Origin of the sequence: Mesorhizobium sp. M0923 (assembly GCF_040319365.1) — a bacterium.
Taxonomy (GTDB): Bacteria; Pseudomonadota; Alphaproteobacteria; order Rhizobiales; family Rhizobiaceae; genus Mesorhizobium.
In genome coordinates this window covers 382,666-400,159 of sequence record NZ_JAMYNW010000002.1, presented here as the reverse complement: position 1 = coordinate 400,159, position 17,494 = coordinate 382,666, and the positions used below count along the sequence as shown (strand labels likewise).

The window sequence follows — 17,494 nt, the reverse complement described above, 5'->3', positions numbered from 1 at the left end:
CTCCTGCCAAGGTCGAGTGTGCCGATGAGGCCGATCTTGCCGACCCTGCTCAGCAAAAACGGCGCCCTCGGCGTGGGAGCCGAAGGCGCCGCGGGACCGGACCTGATGGGGGTTATCAGGTGGCCGGTTTCTGGGGTAGCGGCGAGACCGGCATTCCCGGACCGATCTTCTGCAGATTGCCGGTGATCACCTGGTCGCCTTCGGCTACGCCGCTCAAGATGGCCACCTGATCGCCATTGGTCGGTCCGAGCGAAACGATGCGCTGGTCGACGGTGTTGTCCTTGCCGACGACATAGAGGTATTTGCCGAGCTGGCCTGAGCCGAGTGCCGTCTGCGGTACCATCAGCGCATCGGGCTGCTCTTTGACGTGCAGCCGGACGCGGACATACTGGCCGGGCAGCAGGGTGAACTTGCCGTTGCCGACCGTCGCCCGTGCCGTGATCGTGCCGGTCGAGCGATCGATCGTGTTGTCCATGAAGGTAAGATCGCCCTTCTGGCGCGGTTCGGTTTCACCGGGAAGCAGGACGTCGACACTGATCGGTCCCGCGGCCCGAGCTTCCTCGATCTGGGTCAGGTCCGTTTCGCTCGGATTGAAGGTGACGTAGATCGGATCGAGCTGCACCAGCGAGTTGAGCACCGTGCCGGCAACGCTGACCAGCGTTCCGACGGAAGCCTGGCTGCGTCCGATGCGTCCCGCGAATGGAGCACGGATTTCGGTATAGCTCAAATTGAGCTCGGCGGTCCGCAAGGCGGCCTGGTTCACGGCGAGCGAGGCCTGAGCCTCGCGCAAGGTGCTGGTGCGCTGGTCGAACACGTCCTTGGCGAGATAGCCGCTCTTGGCGAGCTCGCTGCCGCGCCCGAGATTGGAGCGCGCATAGTCGAGTGTTGCCGTGTCGCGCTGGATAAGCGCCTTCGCCTGCTCGAGGGCAGCCTGGAAATCCTCCGGGGCGATCTTGTAGAGAAGGTCGCCCTTTGCAACGTCGCTGCCGTCGGTGGCGACCTGCTCCTGCAGATAGCCCGGCACGCGTGCCTGCAGCGTAATGCTGCGGATTGGCTCTACCCGGGCGGCGTAGTCGAGATAGATCGGGATCGTCTTCTTGACGACGCTCACCACCGGCACCGGCATGACAAAGGCTTCCGGCTTGGGTGTCGCCGCCCCGGCCGTGCCGGCGTTGAGGCTGAGACTGCCCATGTCGAGCAAGTGAACGCTCGCCATCGAAATCGCCCCAAGGGCGACGGCCGTTCCCAGCGCGATTTTCCATTTACGCATGATCGATTCTCCAGTCCTATTCAGCCGCTTCGGCCAATGGCTCGAAGGCGGGTTCGGCGGTTGGTTGTTCAGTCGTTTCGGAGACCGGTTCGCTCTCGCTGCGGCGCTCGCGCAGCTGCTCGATCACCGCATAGAAGACCGGCACGAACACCAGCGACAGGATGGTCGCTGCGACCATGCCGCCAAAGACGGTGGTGCCGATCGACTGCCGGCTTGCGGCACCCGCACCTGTGGCGAACATCAGCGGCAGCACGCCGAGGATGAAGGCGAAGGCGGTCATCAGGATCGGCCGCAGCCGCAGCCGCGCCGCTTCCATCGCGGCGTCGACGATGCTGAGGCCTTCTTCGCGCCGGCGCCGGGCAAACTCGACGATCAGAATCGCGTTCTTGGCCGCCAGTCCGATCAGCATGACGAAGCCGATCTGCGAGTAGACGTCGATCTGCATGCCGCGCAGCCACAGCACGACGAACGCACCGAACAATGCGAGCGGCACCGCCAGCAGCACCATGAACGGCATCGCCCAGCTCTCATATTGCGCGGCAAGGATGAGGAAAACGAAGACGATGGCGAGGCCGAAGACGACGGATGCGATCGATCCCGCCTTGAGCTCCTGATAGGTGATGCCGGTCCATTCGTAGCCGAAATCTCTCGGCAACGCCGTGGCAGCGGCACGTTCCATTGCCGCCACCGCCTGGCCGGACGAAAAGCCGGGGGCGGCGCCGCCATTGATCAGGGCCGACGCATTGTTGTTGTAGTGCGGCACGGTCTCGGGGCCGACGATGGGCACAAGCTTGCCCAGCGTGCTCAGCGGCACCATGCCACCCGACGCATTGCGGACATAGAGCCGCGAAATGTCGGCCGGACCGGCTCGAGAGTCCTTGTCGGCCTGGATCGTCACCCGGAAGGTGCGGCCAAACAGGTTGAAGTCGTTCACATAAAGCGAGCCGAGATAGATCTGCAGCGTGTTGAAGACGTCCGGCAGGTTGAGCCCGAGCAGCTTTGCCTTGGCGCGATCGAGATCGTAGTTGAACTGCGGCGTCGAGGTCGAGAACGACGAGAACAATTGCTGTGGGTTGAGCTCCGGCTGCTTGCGCGCCTCGGCAATCACAGCTTGCGTCGCATCGTTGAGCGCCACGCTGCCGCGGCCGGTCAGATCCTCGACCTGGAACTCGAAGCCACCGGTGGTGCCGATGCCCGGGATCGAAGGCGGGTCGAAGCTCAGCGCAAAAGCCTCCGGAATTTGCAGCAGCTTGTTGCGCACGTCGGCGACGAGCTTCGAGGCGCTCTGGTCGGGGCCGCGTTCGTCCCATGGCTTCAGGATGGCGAATTCGACCGCCGAGTTCGACTGCGCGGCACTGGTCAGGAAGTTCAAGCCGCTGATCGAGCCGACAATGTCGACGCCGGGCGTGTTCTGCAGGATATCGCGTGCCTTTTGCGCCACTGCATCGGTGCGTTCCAGCGAGGCCCCGTCGGGGAGCTGGATAACGACGAAGAAGTAGCCCTGGTCTTCGACCGGAAGGAAGGTCGAGGGCAGGCGCTGCCAGACGAAGTAGGTCGCGACAAGTCCGGCCGCGAACAGGCCAAGCATGATCCAGCGCAGACGGATGAGAATGCGCACGCCATTCGCATACGCATGCGACAGCCGTTCGAAGCCCATGTTGAACCAGCGGAACAGCACGAACTGCGTTTCAGGCCGGTGGCGCAGGAACGCCGCGCTGAGCGCCGGAGTAAGCGTGAGCGAGACAAAGGCCGAGATGCCGAAGGAGATCGCGACTGTCAGGGCAAACTGGTTGTAGAGCCGGCCGGAAACGCCGGGGATGAAGGCAACCGGCACAAACACGGCCATCAGCACGGCGGTCGTGGCGATGATCGGTCCGGTGACCTCGGCCATCGCCGTACGCGTGGCAGCCAGCGGTTTGAGGCCGGCCTCGAGCTGGCGTTCGACATTCTCGACGACGACGATCGCGTCGTCGACGACGAGGCCGATCGCCAGCACCATGCCGAGCAGGCTGAGCATGTTCAGGGAGAAGCCGAACATGTACATGACGACTAATGTCGACACCAGCGACACCGGAATCGCGATCGTCGGGATGATCGTGGTGCGCCAGCTTTGCAGGAAGATGAACACCACCGCGACGACCAGGACCAGCGCCTCGCCGAGCGTGATCAGCACGTCATGCATAGACGCCGATACGAAACGTGTCGTATCGTAATGCATGGCATAGCTGACCCCCTTCGGGAAGCGGGCCGACAGCTCCTGCATCTTGTCCTTGACGCGCTGCTGCAGATCGAGCGCGTTGGAGCCCGGCATCTGGTAGACCGCGAGCACCACCGTCGGGTCCTTGCCGAAGAAGGCCGACGACGAATATTGCAGCGCGCCGAGCTCGATGCGCGCAACGTCGCGGAGCCGCACCAACGAGCCGTTGGCGGTATTGGCCCGCACGACGATGTCGCCGAACTCCTTGGGGTCGCTCAGCCTGCCGACGGCGTTGACCTGCATCTCGAAAGCGGTGCCGGCCGGAGCCGGCGATTGCCCGATCTTGCCGGCCGCCACCTGGACGTTCTGCTCGGCGACGGCGTTCTGCACGTCGACGGCGGTGATGCCGAGATTGGCGAGCTTGTCGGGATCGAGCCAAACGCGCATCGAATAGCGCCGCTCGCCGAAGATCTGCACGTCGCCGACGCCAGGCAGGCGCTTCAGCGGATCGACCACCTGCAGGTAGGCGAGATTGCTCAAAGTGACTGGGTTGACGGAGCCGTCCGGGGAGGTGAGGTCGACGATCAGGACGAAGTTCGGGTTCTGTTTCTTGATCGTCACGCCGCCCTGGTTGACGATGGCCGGCAACGAGGAAGCCGCCTGCGAAACGCGGTTCTGGACGTCGACGGCGGCGGTGCTCAGGGAATAGCCGACCTCGAAAGTGATGGTGATCGTCGAGGAGCCGTCATTGGAGCTCGACGACGACATATAGGTCATGCCCTGAACGCCGTTGATCTGCTGTTCGAGCGGCGTCGTCACCGTGTCGGCGACAACCTGCGCGCTGGCGCCCGGGTAGTGTGCGCTGACCACGACCTGGGGCGGCGTGATGTCGGGAAACTGCGAGACGGGCAGCAGAAAATAACAAATGCCCCCGGCGAGCACCATGATGATGGCGATCGCCGACGCAAAGATCGGACGATGAATGAAGAAGTTTACCATGAGATGCACGCCTCGCCCGATGCTCTGGCCCGGCCAAAGGCCCTGGCCACCCTAGACAGTCGCCGGCTGCGCGTTGAGCCGGAATCTTCGAGAAAGCCGAAATCTTGCAGCGGGCGACGCGGCGCGTTGCGGCGCTCGGCCTGCTCGTCCGCCAGCGCACGCAGCATCGCCTCGAAAGACCGCGGGTCGACGCGGTCGGCCTTCATCAGCATGCGGATCATCGGATCCTTCACGACTTCATCGATCGTCAGATCATTGCGCTGCGACATCGAAGCGGCTCCTGGTTTTTGGCGATCCGCGGCAGGCCGCGGATCGGGTGTTCTCTTGCTCGCCGGCCGAGGCCGTAAGGTGCGGTTCGTCCCCTTGCCGATTGGGCGGGGCTGATGGCCGGCACTTGCGAGTTTGACATGATGCAATGCGGGTGTTACAGGTAAGTAACATCTCTAACGTTACAGACCGGTAACACCCTAGTCAAGAGGTGCACCGAGGGAATTTCGGGAAACGCAATCACGGAGGTTTTGATGACAGACGGTGTTGTGGAGCGTGTTCGCCCCCGGGACAGGATCCTGGAGACGGCACGGGACATGTTTCACAAGCATGGCATTCGCGGCGTCGGCATCGACGCCATCACCGAGGCCGCCGGTACCAACAAGATGACGCTCTACCGGCATTTCGAGTCCAAGGACGACCTGATCATCGAATGTCTGCGGGCGACCGCCTGCAGCGCCAACGCGATGTGGGAAAAGTTCGAGGCCGAGAATCCGGGCGACAAACTGGCGCAATTGCACGCCTGGGTCCGGATGGCGGCCGATTGCCTGATGTCGGATCGTCGCGGTTGCGACATGGCCAACGCCGCCATCGAGCTGAGCGAGACCGATCATCCGGCAAGGCAAGTGATCAAGGAACTCAAGGAAGCGCAGCGCGAGCGGCTGGTCTCGCTGTGTCGCGATGCCGGCATCGGCCAGGCCGAACTTCTCGCCGACACGCTGTCGCTTCTGCTCGAGGGCGCCCGTGTCAGCCTGCAAAGCGTCGGCGCCGAAGGCCCGAGCGCGCAGTTCGTCCGCATGGCGGAAGGCCTGATCACTTCTTTCAGGGCCAGATAGTCTCGCAAGCGGCGAAACCATTGACAGCTCGTTGGTTACGAGCCGCGCCGCCGAGCGCTCTTTCGTCCCATTCGGATGTGTTGTCACCACACTTCTCCGTCTGCCGCCGCGCCATTCCTTGCGCGGCGTATTGCTTGTTGGTTGTGAGGGCAAGATAGGGCCGGCAGCGAATTGGTGAGAGTGACAAGTGTGACAGGATTCCGCCCGGAAATGCCGTGGCGATCTCAGCGAAGGCCCATCGATTCGCGGATCGGTACTCGTCCCGGTGATAGTCATGGCCCCAGCCTTTGCCGATACCTCAGAGCCGGAACGAAAAAAGCCCGCTGCCGGGAGGAGGTGGCAGCGGGCTTGATTTTCGAATGCGGTGCGGGAGGAGGTGCACCGAATTCAACGTCGGCATCGCATCTGGGAGGAGTAGATGGCCGACGCTTATGAACTTACTGGTTGCCCAATGATTCGGCAACCACAAAAGTTGCATAGCTGATGTGCAGATTTGCGGTATCAACCGAATTTTAACGATCGAGGCCGAGCGAACACCGCCCTCGCGCGTCATCACTGCACCGGGACATTTTCCTTGAAGATCAGGCGCGGCTCGATGAATTTCCGCGTCAGATAGGGCGCCGACGAGGCGATCGAGCCGAGCAGGCGAATGACCGACTGTTCGGCGATCAGCCTGGCATTCTGGTCGATGACGACGTCGAGCAGATCGTCGACGAGATAGCCGCGCGTTTCGCGCGTCAGATCATGGCAGATGAACACCGGCTTTTTCTGCGGTCTGGCTTCGAGCAACGCTTTCGCCACGCCTGATCGTCCGGCGCCGATACAGTAGATGCCGAGCAGCTCCGGCTCGTTGTGCAGCGCGTTCATGGTCGCGGTGTAACTGACCTCCGGCTCGTCGTTGATCTCGACGGCACTGGTGACGGTCAGATTGGGGAACTCCTCGCCGAGCACGGAGCGAAAGCCCATTTCGCGTTCCTCGTGGCCGCGATAGGAACGTGAGCCGACCACCATCGCCAGATGGCCTTTGCGGCCGCCGAGGAACCGTCCCATCAGCAGCGCCGCGGTGCGGCCCGCCACCCGGTTGTCGATACCGACATAGGCCGAGCGGGGCGCGCCCGGAACGTCGGACACCAGCGTGACTAGGCGGATGCCGGCCTCGACGATCTCGCGCAAGATGTTGCGCGTCCTTGGATGATCGACGGCAATGACGCCGACCCCGTTCGCCTTGAGGGAGAGGTTTTCGACGGCTGTCTGTAAGGCGCTCGGCGAAATGCCGGTGAGCTTATGGATGCGGCAGGAGGCGACCAGCGGCAGGCGCGCCGCATAATCCTCGATGTGCCTGGCCAGATCGGCCAGGAAGGCATTGCTGCCGATCGGCAGGAAGAATTCGAGATGCGCCGGCCGCGAGGGCAACGCGACCTGGTCGACAACCGGCAGATAGCCGAGCTGCTTGGCCGCCTCCATTACGCGCTGCCGGTTGGCGGCACTCGCCCCCGGCCGGTTGTTGAGCACACGGTCGACCGTCGCGGTCGACAGGCCGCAGCTCCTGGCAATATCCGAAACGGTGGCTTTCATCTCGCAACCATGTGGCGATGCGATCCAGTGCCTCGGCGGTCAGCCGGCGGTCAGTCGTGCCGCTTTGTGCGCTCGACCAGGGCGTCGTGGATCTCCTTGTCCGACATGCCGGTGATGACGCGTTCGACTTCGGCGACGCTGGTCTTCTTCGGGTCGATATCGTCGGCGACCACCTTGCCGCGGCGCATGACGACGATGCGGTCGACCACCTGGAAGACGTGGTGGATGTTGTGGGCGATGAAGATGCAGGAATGGCCGGAATCGCGGGCGCTGCGCACGAAGCTTAGAACGCCTTGCGTTTCGGCGACGCCGAGATTGTTGGTCGGCTCGTCGAGGATGATGAGGTCGCTGTCGAAATGCATGGCGCGTGCAATCGCCACCGCCTGCCGCTCGCCGCCGGAGAGCGAGCCGATCGGCGTCGTCGGCGGAATGTTCTTCGAGATGCCGACCTGCTTGAGCAGGTCGCGGGCAACCACGTTCATCGCCTCCTGGTCCATGCGGTTGAGGAAACGCGGCGGCTTGATCGGCTCGCGTCCAAGGAACAGGTTGCGGGCGATCGACAGTTGCGTCACCAGCGCCGAGTCCTGGTAGATCGTCTCGATGCCGTGGGCGATGGCGTCGCTGGTGCTGCGCAAATTTACCCTCTTGCCGCGGATGAAGATGTCGCCGCTGGTCAGCGGGACCGCGCCCGACAGCACCTTGATCAGCGTCGACTTGCCGGCGCCATTGTCGCCGAGCAGTCCGACGATCTCCCTTTCGTTGACATGGAAATTGGCATCAACCAGCGCCTGAACGCGGCCATAGGACTTGCGGATGTTCGTCATGCGGATCAGCGGCTCGACCATCGTCTCAAGTCCCTGCCTGATGCCGGCGTTCCAGCCAGGAGTGGAGCGCCATCATGCCGAGGATGATAGCGCCGATGAAGATGTTGTAGGCAAGGCCCGGCACACCGATCAGCACGATGCCGTTGCGCATCACGCGCAGGATCAGGATACCGAGCACTGTGCCGATGATGGTGCCGCGCCCGCCGGTCAGCGCCGTACCGCCGATCACCACCATGGCGATGACTTCGAGCTCGTAGCCGGTGCCGCTGTTGGGGTTGGCCGCCGAGGTGCGCAGCGAGCTGATGACGCCGGCAAGCGAGGCCAGGATCGACGACAGGATGAACAGGCCGATCTTGACGCCGCTGACATTGACGCCGCGCGCCCTTGCGGCACTCGGGTTGCCGCCGGCCGCCTGGATCCAGTTGCCGATCCGGCTCTGCGTCAGCACGTAGCCGAGCGCGACGGCGGCCGCGATGAACCAGAACAGCGACATATAGATACGGAACGGCCCGATGAAGAAATCGCCGACCAGGGCTTCCGCCAGCCAGCTCCCCTCGGCGCTCCAGGTCCGCTGCGGAAACCCGTTGGTGACGAACAAAGCGGTGCCGCGCACCACCAGCAGCATGCCCAGCGTCACCAGGAAGGACGGGATCTTGAGCTGCGTCACGAACCAGCCATTGACCAGCCCGATGAAGGCGGCAACCACCAGGGCAACGGCGAAGGCGGCTTCGAGCGAGGTGAGACCGCTGTTGAACAGCGTCCACATCAGGACCGGCGAGAAGCCGAACACCGAGCCGACCGAGAGGTCGAATTCGCCCGATGTCATCAGCAGTGTCATCGCCAGCGCGATCAGCCCGAGTTCGACCGTGAAGGCCAGCGTGTTCGAGATGTTCTGCGGCGACAGGAAGTCGTGATTGATGCCCCAGAACACGGCAATCTCGACGACAAGCAGCACGAAAGGCCCGAACTCTGGCCGCGCGATCGAGCGTTGGATAAGGGAACGATTTTCCACCTTGGACCCGCGATAGGATTGGAACTGGCCGAGACGGCAACCGGCTTCGGCGGAATGATGAGACAGTCACGGCCGCCGGAGCGGCCGTGACCAACTCGATCGCGGATTTATTTGCCGGACAGGATCTTGTCGTAGACTGCCGCGGTGTCCTTCTCGTACAGCGCGCCGGTGATCACGTCGAAGCCGGGCGGAATGCCGCTCGCCGCCATGTTGGCGAGCGAGAGCGCGACGTAGCTGGTCGCCTGCGGATCCTGCCACTGGCCGGCATTGACGTAGCCGTTCAGCACTTCCTGGGTGGTATCGAGCGAGTTGCCCCAGCCGACAACCGGGATTTCGCCCGGCTTGACGCCGACCTGGTCGAACACTCGCTTGATCGAACCGGTGACAAGGTCGCCGAGACCGATGACCGCCTTGACCTTGGCCCTGTTGGCGGTGAGGTAATCGACCATGCGGTTGATCACTTCGGCCTGGTCGAGCGTCGCTTCGGTGATTTCATAAGTGATGCCGAGCGGCTCGAAGACGCTCTTGATGCCTTCCTCTTCCTGGACGCCATAGGTGGCGCCGGGAATTTCGACCGGCATCCAGACGAAGTCGCCCTTCTTCACCAGGCCCTTGTCGACCAGATACTGCGCCCAATGCTTGCCGAAGGTGACGTTGTCGCCGCCGACATAGGCGTTGAAATCCGCCTTCGGGTCGGGCGTGTTGAAGTTGATGATCGGGATGTTCGCCGCCCGCGCTTCCTTGACGATCTCGACAAGGCTGCCCGGATCGGGGCTGGTGGTGGTGATGCCGTCGGCCTTGGCGGCGATTGCGGCGCGAACGGCTTCCTGCTGCGACGCCACGTCACCATTGTGGAACGAGGTGTTGACGGTATTGCCGGTGTCCGTCGCCCATTGCTTGGCGCCGGCAAGGAAGTAGGTCCAGACCGGATCGGCCGGGCCGCCATGCGAAATCCAGTAGAATGTCTTGGCCTGTGCCGCGGCCGGAATGGCCAGCGCCACCACCAAGCCAAGTACAAGCAGTCTTAGCCTCGTCAGCATTTGATTTCCTCCCATTTGAACCGAACTCCTCCTCCCACGACGATCGCGGCGAAAAACCGTGCGCGGCAAAAACCGCGATCGTATTCTGCCAGCGTCGACCTGGGTGCATCAGAGCATCCCCTTTTTCGATCGATGGCAAGCCTTCATCTGCCAGTGGTAGTTGGCGCATCCGCAGGCGCCATCAGCCCTACCATCAGATTGCATCAGTTTGCGTGATATTTTCCAGGCAGGCGATTCCTGGACTGCGTCGGCCGGATTGCTCCCGGCGCCCATCTACTCCAAATGACCATGACGTCCTTTGTCGTGGGCGCTGCGGGCCCGTTTGATACCGAAGACCTCAGGTTCCGGGTGTCAAGATCAGCCCTTGATCCAGGCGGGGTCGCGAAAATTGTCCCATGTGGCACCGATGCCTGCATCGACCGGAATGGCAGCGCCTGTAATGCCATTGGCTATGGGCGAGGCAACGAACGCAATCGCCGCTGCTATGTCACGCGGTGTCAGCACCCGGCCGAGCGGATGCCGCTCGGCGTAGGAGGCGAGGATCTCGTCGCCATTCGGCAGCGCTGCCAGCCGTCCGGCCAGCAGCGGCGTATCGGTCACGCTCGGGCAGACGCAATTGACCGTGACCCGGTCCCGCGCCAGGTCGAGCGCCGCCGCGCGGGCAAGGTTGAGCAGCGCTCCCTTCGACACGCAGTAGGAGAACATGCCGTGCTCGGCCTGCAGCCCATCGAGGCTGGAGAGCAGCACGATGGCGCCGCTCTTTTGCTTGCGCATGCCCTTGGCCGCCTCGCGCACCACCAGGAATGAGCCTCGCACGTTGACGCCCATCACCTGCTCGAAATCCTCGACCGAGGTCTCGAACACCGGCCCGCCGGCGCCGAGCACGCCGGCACAGGCCACGGCGACATCGATTTCGCCAAGCTGCTTGCGCGTCGCCGCAAAGGCATCGGCGACGGTCTTCTCATGACCGGCATCGCCTTCGAAGGCGATCGCTTTCCGACCGATGTGCTTGACCTGCCTGGCGGTGTCTGCAGCAGCGCCCGCGGTCCAGTCGAGGATCGCGACATCGGCGCCGAGATCGGCCAGTGTCAGCGCCGTCTCGCGGCCTATGCCCGAGCCGCCGCCGGTGATGAAGGCGACCTTGCCTTGATAGGAAAGTCCGGGAAACGGTTCGCGCGGGCTCATGCGCCGGCCTTCGTTGCCATTTTGATCGTGCCTTTGTAGGTCGGGGCGCCGCCGCCCGGCACTTTCAGCCGCCACAGGCGCCCGGCATAGGACGGTTTGTCGCTCGATGCCAGCACGCTGGCGTCGGTCACCCACAGCGTCTCGCCATCGAAGGCGAGATTGGTCGGCGCGCCGCCGCACTTGATGAAGCCCTTGATGGCGCCGTCGCGGGCGACGACATGGATGCCGCCGCCGACCAGATCCGTGACCAGCAGCGAACCGTCGGCGGCGATCGTCATGCCGTCGAGGATCGGGTTATCCCCCGGCATGCGGCCGAGATCCTCGATGCTGCCGTCGCCCTTCAGTCGCCTGACACGGCCGGTGTAAGATTCGTCCCAGACGATCGAGCCGTCGGCCTCGACGACGATGCCGTTCGGAAACACCGGTTCTGGGAAGGCCACCTTGATTGTCGCCTTGCCGTCCGGCGCCAGCGCAAAAATGTAGCTCGGGTCGGGACTGGCGGGATTATAGGTGCCGGGGTCGGTCCAGACCAGCGTACCATCCGGCGCAAAGACCAGATCGTTCGGGCCATTGAGTTTGACGCCCTCGACCTCGGTCACCAGAATTTCCGGCCCGGCGCCCGGCCGCACCCGCTGGATCGATGGCACGGTCATCTCAGGCGCGCGCCACGGACCGACGGTGCCGCCGTTCTGGCAGACATAGAGCGCGCCGTCGGAGCCAAGCACGCAGGAGTTCGGCGCGCCGGTGACATAGGCGAATTGCCTTGCCTTGTCGTCCTTGCCAACGATGGTCAGCTGGCTGCGGTAGCTTTCGACGAAGACCAGGCTGCCGTCCGGCATCACGGTCGGCCCTTCCGGCCATCCGAGATTGTCCGTCACCAGTTCCGGCGAAAGATCGTTCTTCATTTCACGGCCCCTGCGGTTAGTCCGCGCACGATGTAGCGCTGGACGAAAAGCGAGAAGAGGAGGATCGGGATGACAGTGACGACGCCGACCGTCGCGGCGATGTTCCAGTCGATCGGTCGCTGCGCGCTGACCAGGGTCGCGGCACCCAGCGATATGGTCTGGAAGGCACGGCTGTCGATGACGTAGAGTGCGACCAGGAACTCGTTCCAGATGAACAGCGCGCCGAACAGCGCTGCCGTCACCAGGCCCGGCCGCACGATCGGCAGCATGACGTGCCACAGCACACCGACGCGCGTGCAGCCGTCGATCATCGCCGCTTCATCGATCTCGCTCGGGATTTCGTCGAAGAAGCCGATCATGATCCACACCACGAGCGGCAGCGAAAAGGCGATATAGGGCAGGATCAGGCCCGGATAACTGTCCTGCAGGCCGGCCGTCTTGACCATCAGAAACAGCGGAATGGCGACCGCGATCGGCGGCATGAAGCGCATCGACAGGATGGTGCTTGCCAGCTGCTCGCTACGCTTGAAGCGCAGCCTTGAAAACGCATAGGCCGCCGGCGTGCCGATCAGAATCGCGGCTGCGGTTGCGATGCCGACCACGATGATGGAGTTGAGGGTGAAGGCCAGCATCCCCTGGCTGAACAGCACCTCATTGTAGTTCTTGACGATCTGCGTCCAGTTGAGGTTGAGCGTCGGTGGCACCTGCGCCAGGATCTCGATGCGCTTCTTGGTAGACAGCACCGCCAGATAGAGGAAGGGCGCGGCGCCGAAGATGCCGAGCACGATGAGGAAGAGGTAGGCGATGACCCGGCCCGGGCGGATCTTCATCGCGAGTTCCCGGGCCGGATCTGGACGTATCTGAGCATCACTGTCGTGCCGACGGCGAGGATCAAAAGCATCATGTAGGCGACCGCCGCGGCATAGCCGTAATTCTGGAACTGGAAGCCGTTCTGGAACGAGAAAAAGGACAGCGTCGTCGTGCTGCGCGCTGGCCCGCCATAGCTCAGCCCGTAGATCAGGTCGAACGAACGGAAAGCATCGACGGCGCGGAACACGGCGGCGAAGACGATGGCCGGCGTCAGCATCGGCAGCGTGATGCGCCGGAAGGTGACGAATGGGCCGGCGCCGTCGACCTGGGCGGCTTCGAAGACATCCTGCGACAGCACCTGCAGGCGCGCAAAGACGATGATGAAGACGAATGGCGTCCATTGCCAGCAGTCGACGAGGATCACCGTCACCATCGACATGCCGACCGAGCCCAGCCAGTCGGGTGGCGTCAGTCCGATCTGCTTTATCGCCCAGTTGACCAGCCCCCAGTCCGGATTGAGCAGGGCGCGCCACATCACCCCGACGATGATCGGCGTCATCAGCATCGGCAGCAACAGGATGCCGCGCACGATCCAGGCGCCCTTCAGCTGCAGGTTGAAGAACATCGCCAGTGCGACGCCGAGCACGACCTGGATGGAAACCGAGAAAAACACCATGATGGCGCTGTTCATGGCGGCGTTCCAAAACAGCGGATCGACCAGCAGGGCACGGTAATTGGCGAGGCCGACGAAATTGCCGGTGCCGGTCGCGGCGGTCAAATCTGTAAGCGACAGGCGCAGGCTGTGGAACAGCGGATAAATGCTGAAGACGATCAGGTAAAGCAGGCACGGGCCGAGGAGCAGCCACACGGCTCTCCCCGGCTCGTCACGTGTGCCGAAGACGAATTTCGTCTGGGTGGCGGCGGTTGTCGCAAGGCTCATCGAAAATCACATCCACAGCGATCCGCGCGGGCACCGATCAGGCAAGGTGGCCTGCCTTCCGCAAGATCGCCTCCCACTGGGTCTGCACTTTTTCACAGGCAGTCTTGGCATCTTGCGTGCCGATCAGCGCCGCGTTGAACTCGACGTTCATGACATCGTTGAGTTGAAAGAATTCCGGGATCAGCGACGTCGGTATGGTGTCGGCCGTCTCGATCGCCGTCAGCGCGTCCTTGAGGTAGGGGAACTTCGCCACCAGCTCGGGATCTGTGAAAGCCGAGGTGCGGTTCGCATCGATGTTGTATTTCTCGATGGAATAGCGGTTCACCGCCTTGCTGGTGATCCAGGTCAGCGCCAGCCAGGCGGCGTCCTTCTTCGCCGGGTCGATATTCTTCGGGATGCCGACCCCCCAGCCGCCTTGGATTGCCCGCGGCGACTTGCCGTCGCCGGAAGGAACCGGGGTGGTCGCGGTGGTCTCGGCGACCATGGAATTCTCGCTGTTCAGGATCGGCCCGGCAATTGTAGACCAGAAGATCATCTGCGCGATCTTGCCGGTGGAGAAGCCGTCGACGTTTTCGGCAAAGCCGTATTTGGTCACATTCTTCGGCGCATACGGCAGCAGGTCGATCAGCATCTGCAAGGCGCCGATGCCTTCCTTGGAATTGACCTGCGGCTTAAAATTCTTCTCCTTGGCGCTGCCGGTCATCAGCACGCCGCCAGTGGTGATGAAGCGAGTGTACCAGTCGACCGCGGCGAGCGAGAAATCGTTGGCGCCGATGAAGGAGCAACCGGCCACGTCGTCGGTGTTGAGCTTCTCGGCGGCAGCCTTGAACTCGTCCCAGGTCTTGGCCGGCTGCAGGCCTGCCGCGTCGAACAGGTCCTTGCGATAGAAATAGATGACCGACCCGGAATGCAGGCCGGGTATGCCGTAGACGTCCTTGCCTTTGCCAACTGTGCCGGAGGCCATGTCGAAAATGCCGACATTCTTCATCGCCGCCGGGATGAGATCGGCGAAATCCCAGTCCGGCGGCGTTTTTGCGGGATCGTCGATATAGGCGTTGAGCTGCTCGTAATAGCCGCCGCCGACCTGCTGGGTCGTCAGGAACCCAAGATACTCGATCAATTCGAACGAGGATTTGTCTGCCTTGAGGTTCTGCAATGTCTTTTCGATCAGCGCGCCGAGTGCCGGCGAGGTGATCTCCAGTTCCATGCCGGTCTCCTCGACGAATTTCGGCAGCATGTCGGCGAGCGCGCGATGGTCGTTCTCATCGCCGGTCATCAGGATGTTGATTTTGGTGCCGGCGAACTTCTTCATGTCGAAACCGGCGGCGTAGAGCGGCACGGTGCCGCCAAGTCCTCCAAACGCCGTTGCCAGGCCCAGCATGCCGGCGCGCTGCATCAGGTCGCGGCGCGTCAGGCCGCCTGTATCCACGGCGGCGTTTTCGCCGGGCCGCGGGTGATCCGTCTGCTCTTTTCCGCTCATGTCTCACTCCCCAGTTTCTTCTTTGTTCTGCCGACGGGACTGCATCGGTCCGGACGGCAGATTGCATCCGGCGATCTAAATAGTCAATCGATTGCTTAATGATCGCTCAAACGATTGCTTGAACAAACACGTCGTGTTATCGATGCCGTGCTCTATGGGTGAAAATTGTCTCGGGCGCAGGCGCTTGACAGCTGTCGCGCACGGCCTCTACACGCTGGCAAACAACAATGTGCCAGGCGACTGAATGGCGGCCTTCCAGCGCATCCGAAGCCCGAACCGACAGGGAGGTCGTCGATGAGCCTGGGAAGCGTTGTCGTGACAGGTGCGGGCGACGGCATAGGACGCGCCATAGCGATCCGATTGGCCGCCGACGGCTGGAATGTCGTCGGCCTCGAACTTGACCGGGCGGCAGCCGAGGCGCTTGGCAAGACGCTTGGCAACGGCCATCATGCGGTGTGCGGCGACGCATCCGACCGCTCGGTGCTGAAAGCCGCCCGCGAGGCGGCGGAACAACTCGCGCCGTTGCGCGGATGGGTCAACAATGTCGGCATCGCCTTGATGGGCAATCTGCATGAACCCAATGAGCCCGAGGTCGAGCGTTTGTTCGCCGTCAACCTGATGTCGCATTTCTGGGGCTCGTCCGAAGCCATCCGGACGTGGGTTCGAGACCGGGCGACCGGTTCGATCGTCAATGTCTCCTCGGTGCATGGCCGCTCGGCCTTCAACATGTGGGCGGCCTATGATGTGGCCAAGGCCGGCATCGATGCGCTGACCCGCTATATCGCGGTCGAATACGGGCCGATCGGCATCCGCGCCAATGCGGTCGCGCCCGGCGCCGTCCGTACGGCGCTGGTGCAACGCGTGATCCGCGACAGCCCCGATAGCGCGGTGGCTGAAAAGGAAATGTCGATTCAGCATCCGCTCGAGCGCATCGGCGAGCCGGAGGAGATCGCGGCCGCCGTCTCGTGGCTGATTTCGTCCGAGGCCTCGTTCGTCACCGGCCAGTCGCTGGCCGTCGATGGCGGCTTGACCTCGCGCTGCTACCGCTATGCGCCCGACGCGCAACTGCTCGCCATGTACGGAAAGGGCTGAAGCCTTTGAAGCCAATCAGCCCGCCGGGGCGCGCCACGCTGAAGGACATTGCCCGCACTGTCGGCGTCGACGTTTCCACCGTTTCCAAGGTGCTCAACGACGGCGGCATCAGCGTGCGGCCGCAGACGCGCCAAGCAATCATCGACGAGGCAAGCCGGGTCAACTATCGCCCACATGCGCTTGCTCGCAACCTGCGCACCCAGCGCACCGGCGCACTCGGCATTCTGCTGCCCGACCTCACCAATCCAATCTATGCCGAGACGGTGCATGGTGCGATGCGCCAGGCCGAACGGTCCGGCTACGTCATGCTCATTGCCGAGGTTGCGGACGAGCGCACCTCCGCCGCCGCCTATATGCGGTTGGTCAGCGAACGCCGCATCGACGGGCTGATCATCGCCGTCAGCGCCGAAACCAGCGAGATGATCGCTGCCATCGAGAACAATCCGGTGCCGCACGTCTTCGTCAACCGCCGTTCCAGCATCGGCCGCAGCGTCACCGTCGACGACCAGGCTTCGGGACGGCTTGCCGCGCAGACCCTGATCGAGGCCGGCCATCGGCGCCTCGGCTTCATCGGCGCGTTGCCCGAACTCGACACCTCGCGACGCCGGCGCCATGGCTTCGTCGAAGTCTGCCAGGCTGCCGGCCTGCCGGCCGTCGTCGAAATCGCCGGCCCGGTCTCGCGCCGCGGTGGCTACGATGCCTTGCACAGGCTGCTCGATGAGGCGCAACGCCCGACCGGCGTCTTCGCCTTCAACATGCTGGTCGGCATCGGTGCGCTGGCGGCGGCCCGTGTGCGCGGCGTGCGCGTGCCGGACGATCTTTCGGTGGTCACGCTGGACGGCGAGGACGCCATCTTTACCGCGCCGCCGCTGACCGCCATCATTACCCCGCTCGCCGAAATGGGCGCGCGCGCCGTAGTCGAGCTCGAAGCCATGATCCAGGGGCGCGAACCGCAGGATGTCGTCATCGATATCCCGCCGAAGCTGGTTTACCGCGAATCCGTGGCGCCGCCGCCTCGCTAAAGCGGTTCATCGTTTCACGGAAACGCCGAACCGCTCTATC

The 17,494-nt window shown here is 63.3% G+C and carries 15 protein-coding genes; 3 read left to right on the top strand and 12 right to left on the bottom strand.

What is annotated here, in order from left to right; translation table 11 throughout:
* Positions 1-115: 115 nt before the first annotated feature.
* The 3 genes from NKH89_RS05720 to NKH89_RS05710 are packed head-to-tail and all read right to left on the bottom strand — an operon-like array spanning position 116 to position 4,735.
* Positions 116-1,270 carry an efflux RND transporter periplasmic adaptor subunit gene (locus tag NKH89_RS05720; protein ID WP_352639057.1) on the bottom strand — a complete coding sequence of 385 codons (1,155 nt, stop codon included), beginning with the start codon at positions 1,268-1,270 and terminating at the stop codon, positions 116-118.
* Positions 1,271-1,286: 16 nt separating this feature from the next.
* On the bottom strand, positions 1,287-4,466 hold the full coding sequence (locus NKH89_RS05715; RefSeq protein ID WP_023716801.1) for an efflux RND transporter permease subunit: 3,180 nt from the start codon (positions 4,464-4,466) through the stop codon (positions 1,287-1,289).
* Positions 4,460-4,735, bottom strand: coding sequence for a hypothetical protein (locus NKH89_RS05710; protein ID WP_023716802.1), 276 nt, complete (start codon positions 4,733-4,735; stop codon positions 4,460-4,462). Before NKH89_RS05710 ends, NKH89_RS05715 begins: the two co-directional genes overlap by 7 nt.
* A 252-nt stretch (positions 4,736-4,987) precedes the next feature.
* Here NKH89_RS05710 and NKH89_RS05705 point away from each other — a divergent pair, with 252 nt between their 5' ends.
* Positions 4,988-5,569 carry a TetR/AcrR family transcriptional regulator gene (locus NKH89_RS05705; RefSeq protein ID WP_023716803.1) on the top strand — a complete coding sequence of 194 codons (582 nt, stop codon included), beginning with the start codon at positions 4,988-4,990 and terminating at the stop codon, positions 5,567-5,569.
* Positions 5,570-6,121: 552 nt separating this feature from the next.
* On the opposite strand, the gene NKH89_RS05700 is transcribed toward NKH89_RS05705, so the two are convergent.
* The 9 genes from NKH89_RS05700 to NKH89_RS05660 all read right to left on the bottom strand — a co-directional run bounded on the left by NKH89_RS05700 (position 6,122) and on the right by NKH89_RS05660 (position 15,340).
* Entirely contained in the window at positions 6,122-7,144 is a 1,023-nt protein-coding gene (locus NKH89_RS05700; RefSeq protein ID WP_352908475.1) for a LacI family DNA-binding transcriptional regulator, read from the bottom strand.
* 50 nt (positions 7,145-7,194) lie between these two features.
* A complete protein-coding gene (locus NKH89_RS05695; RefSeq protein WP_023716805.1) occupies positions 7,195-7,989 on the bottom strand; it encodes an ATP-binding cassette domain-containing protein in 795 nt (264 codons plus the stop codon).
* A 4-nt stretch (positions 7,990-7,993) separates the two neighbouring features.
* Positions 7,994-8,980, bottom strand: a complete 987-nt coding sequence (locus NKH89_RS05690; RefSeq protein WP_352493998.1) for an ABC transporter permease — start codon at positions 8,978-8,980, stop codon at positions 7,994-7,996.
* A gap of 107 nt (positions 8,981-9,087) precedes the next feature.
* Positions 9,088-10,020, bottom strand: a complete 933-nt coding sequence (locus NKH89_RS05685; protein ID WP_023716807.1) for a substrate-binding domain-containing protein — start codon at positions 10,018-10,020, stop codon at positions 9,088-9,090.
* A 357-nt stretch (positions 10,021-10,377) separates the two neighbouring features.
* Positions 10,378-11,205: an SDR family NAD(P)-dependent oxidoreductase gene (locus NKH89_RS05680; RefSeq protein ID WP_352789887.1), complete on the bottom strand. Its 828-nt coding sequence runs from the start codon at positions 11,203-11,205 to the stop codon at positions 10,378-10,380.
* Positions 11,202-12,110: an SMP-30/gluconolactonase/LRE family protein gene (locus tag NKH89_RS05675; RefSeq protein ID WP_352484092.1), complete on the bottom strand. Its 909-nt coding sequence runs from the start codon at positions 12,108-12,110 to the stop codon at positions 11,202-11,204. The genes NKH89_RS05680 and NKH89_RS05675 overlap by 4 nt, the downstream gene beginning before the upstream one ends.
* Positions 12,107-12,940 carry a carbohydrate ABC transporter permease gene (locus tag NKH89_RS05670; protein WP_352494001.1) on the bottom strand — a complete coding sequence of 278 codons (834 nt, stop codon included), beginning with the start codon at positions 12,938-12,940 and terminating at the stop codon, positions 12,107-12,109. The genes NKH89_RS05675 and NKH89_RS05670 overlap by 4 nt, the downstream gene beginning before the upstream one ends.
* Entirely contained in the window at positions 12,937-13,860 is a 924-nt protein-coding gene (locus tag NKH89_RS05665) for a carbohydrate ABC transporter permease (protein ID WP_352908474.1), read from the bottom strand. Before NKH89_RS05665 ends, NKH89_RS05670 begins: the two co-directional genes overlap by 4 nt.
* A gap of 37 nt (positions 13,861-13,897) precedes the next feature.
* Entirely contained in the window at positions 13,898-15,340 is a 1,443-nt protein-coding gene (locus tag NKH89_RS05660; RefSeq protein ID WP_352494002.1) for an extracellular solute-binding protein, read from the bottom strand.
* A 294-nt stretch (positions 15,341-15,634) separates the two neighbouring features.
* Between NKH89_RS05660 and NKH89_RS05655 the strand changes: the two genes are divergently transcribed.
* Both NKH89_RS05655 and NKH89_RS05650 read left to right on the top strand, forming a co-directional pair.
* Positions 15,635-16,432 (top strand): SDR family NAD(P)-dependent oxidoreductase, encoded by a 798-nt coding sequence (locus NKH89_RS05655; RefSeq protein ID WP_023716813.1) that lies wholly within the window; start codon positions 15,635-15,637, stop codon positions 16,430-16,432.
* Positions 16,433-16,437: 5 nt separating this feature from the next.
* Positions 16,438-17,454, top strand: coding sequence for a LacI family DNA-binding transcriptional regulator (locus tag NKH89_RS05650; protein WP_352484090.1), 1,017 nt, complete (start codon positions 16,438-16,440; stop codon positions 17,452-17,454).
* Positions 17,455-17,494: the final 40 nt, after the last annotated feature.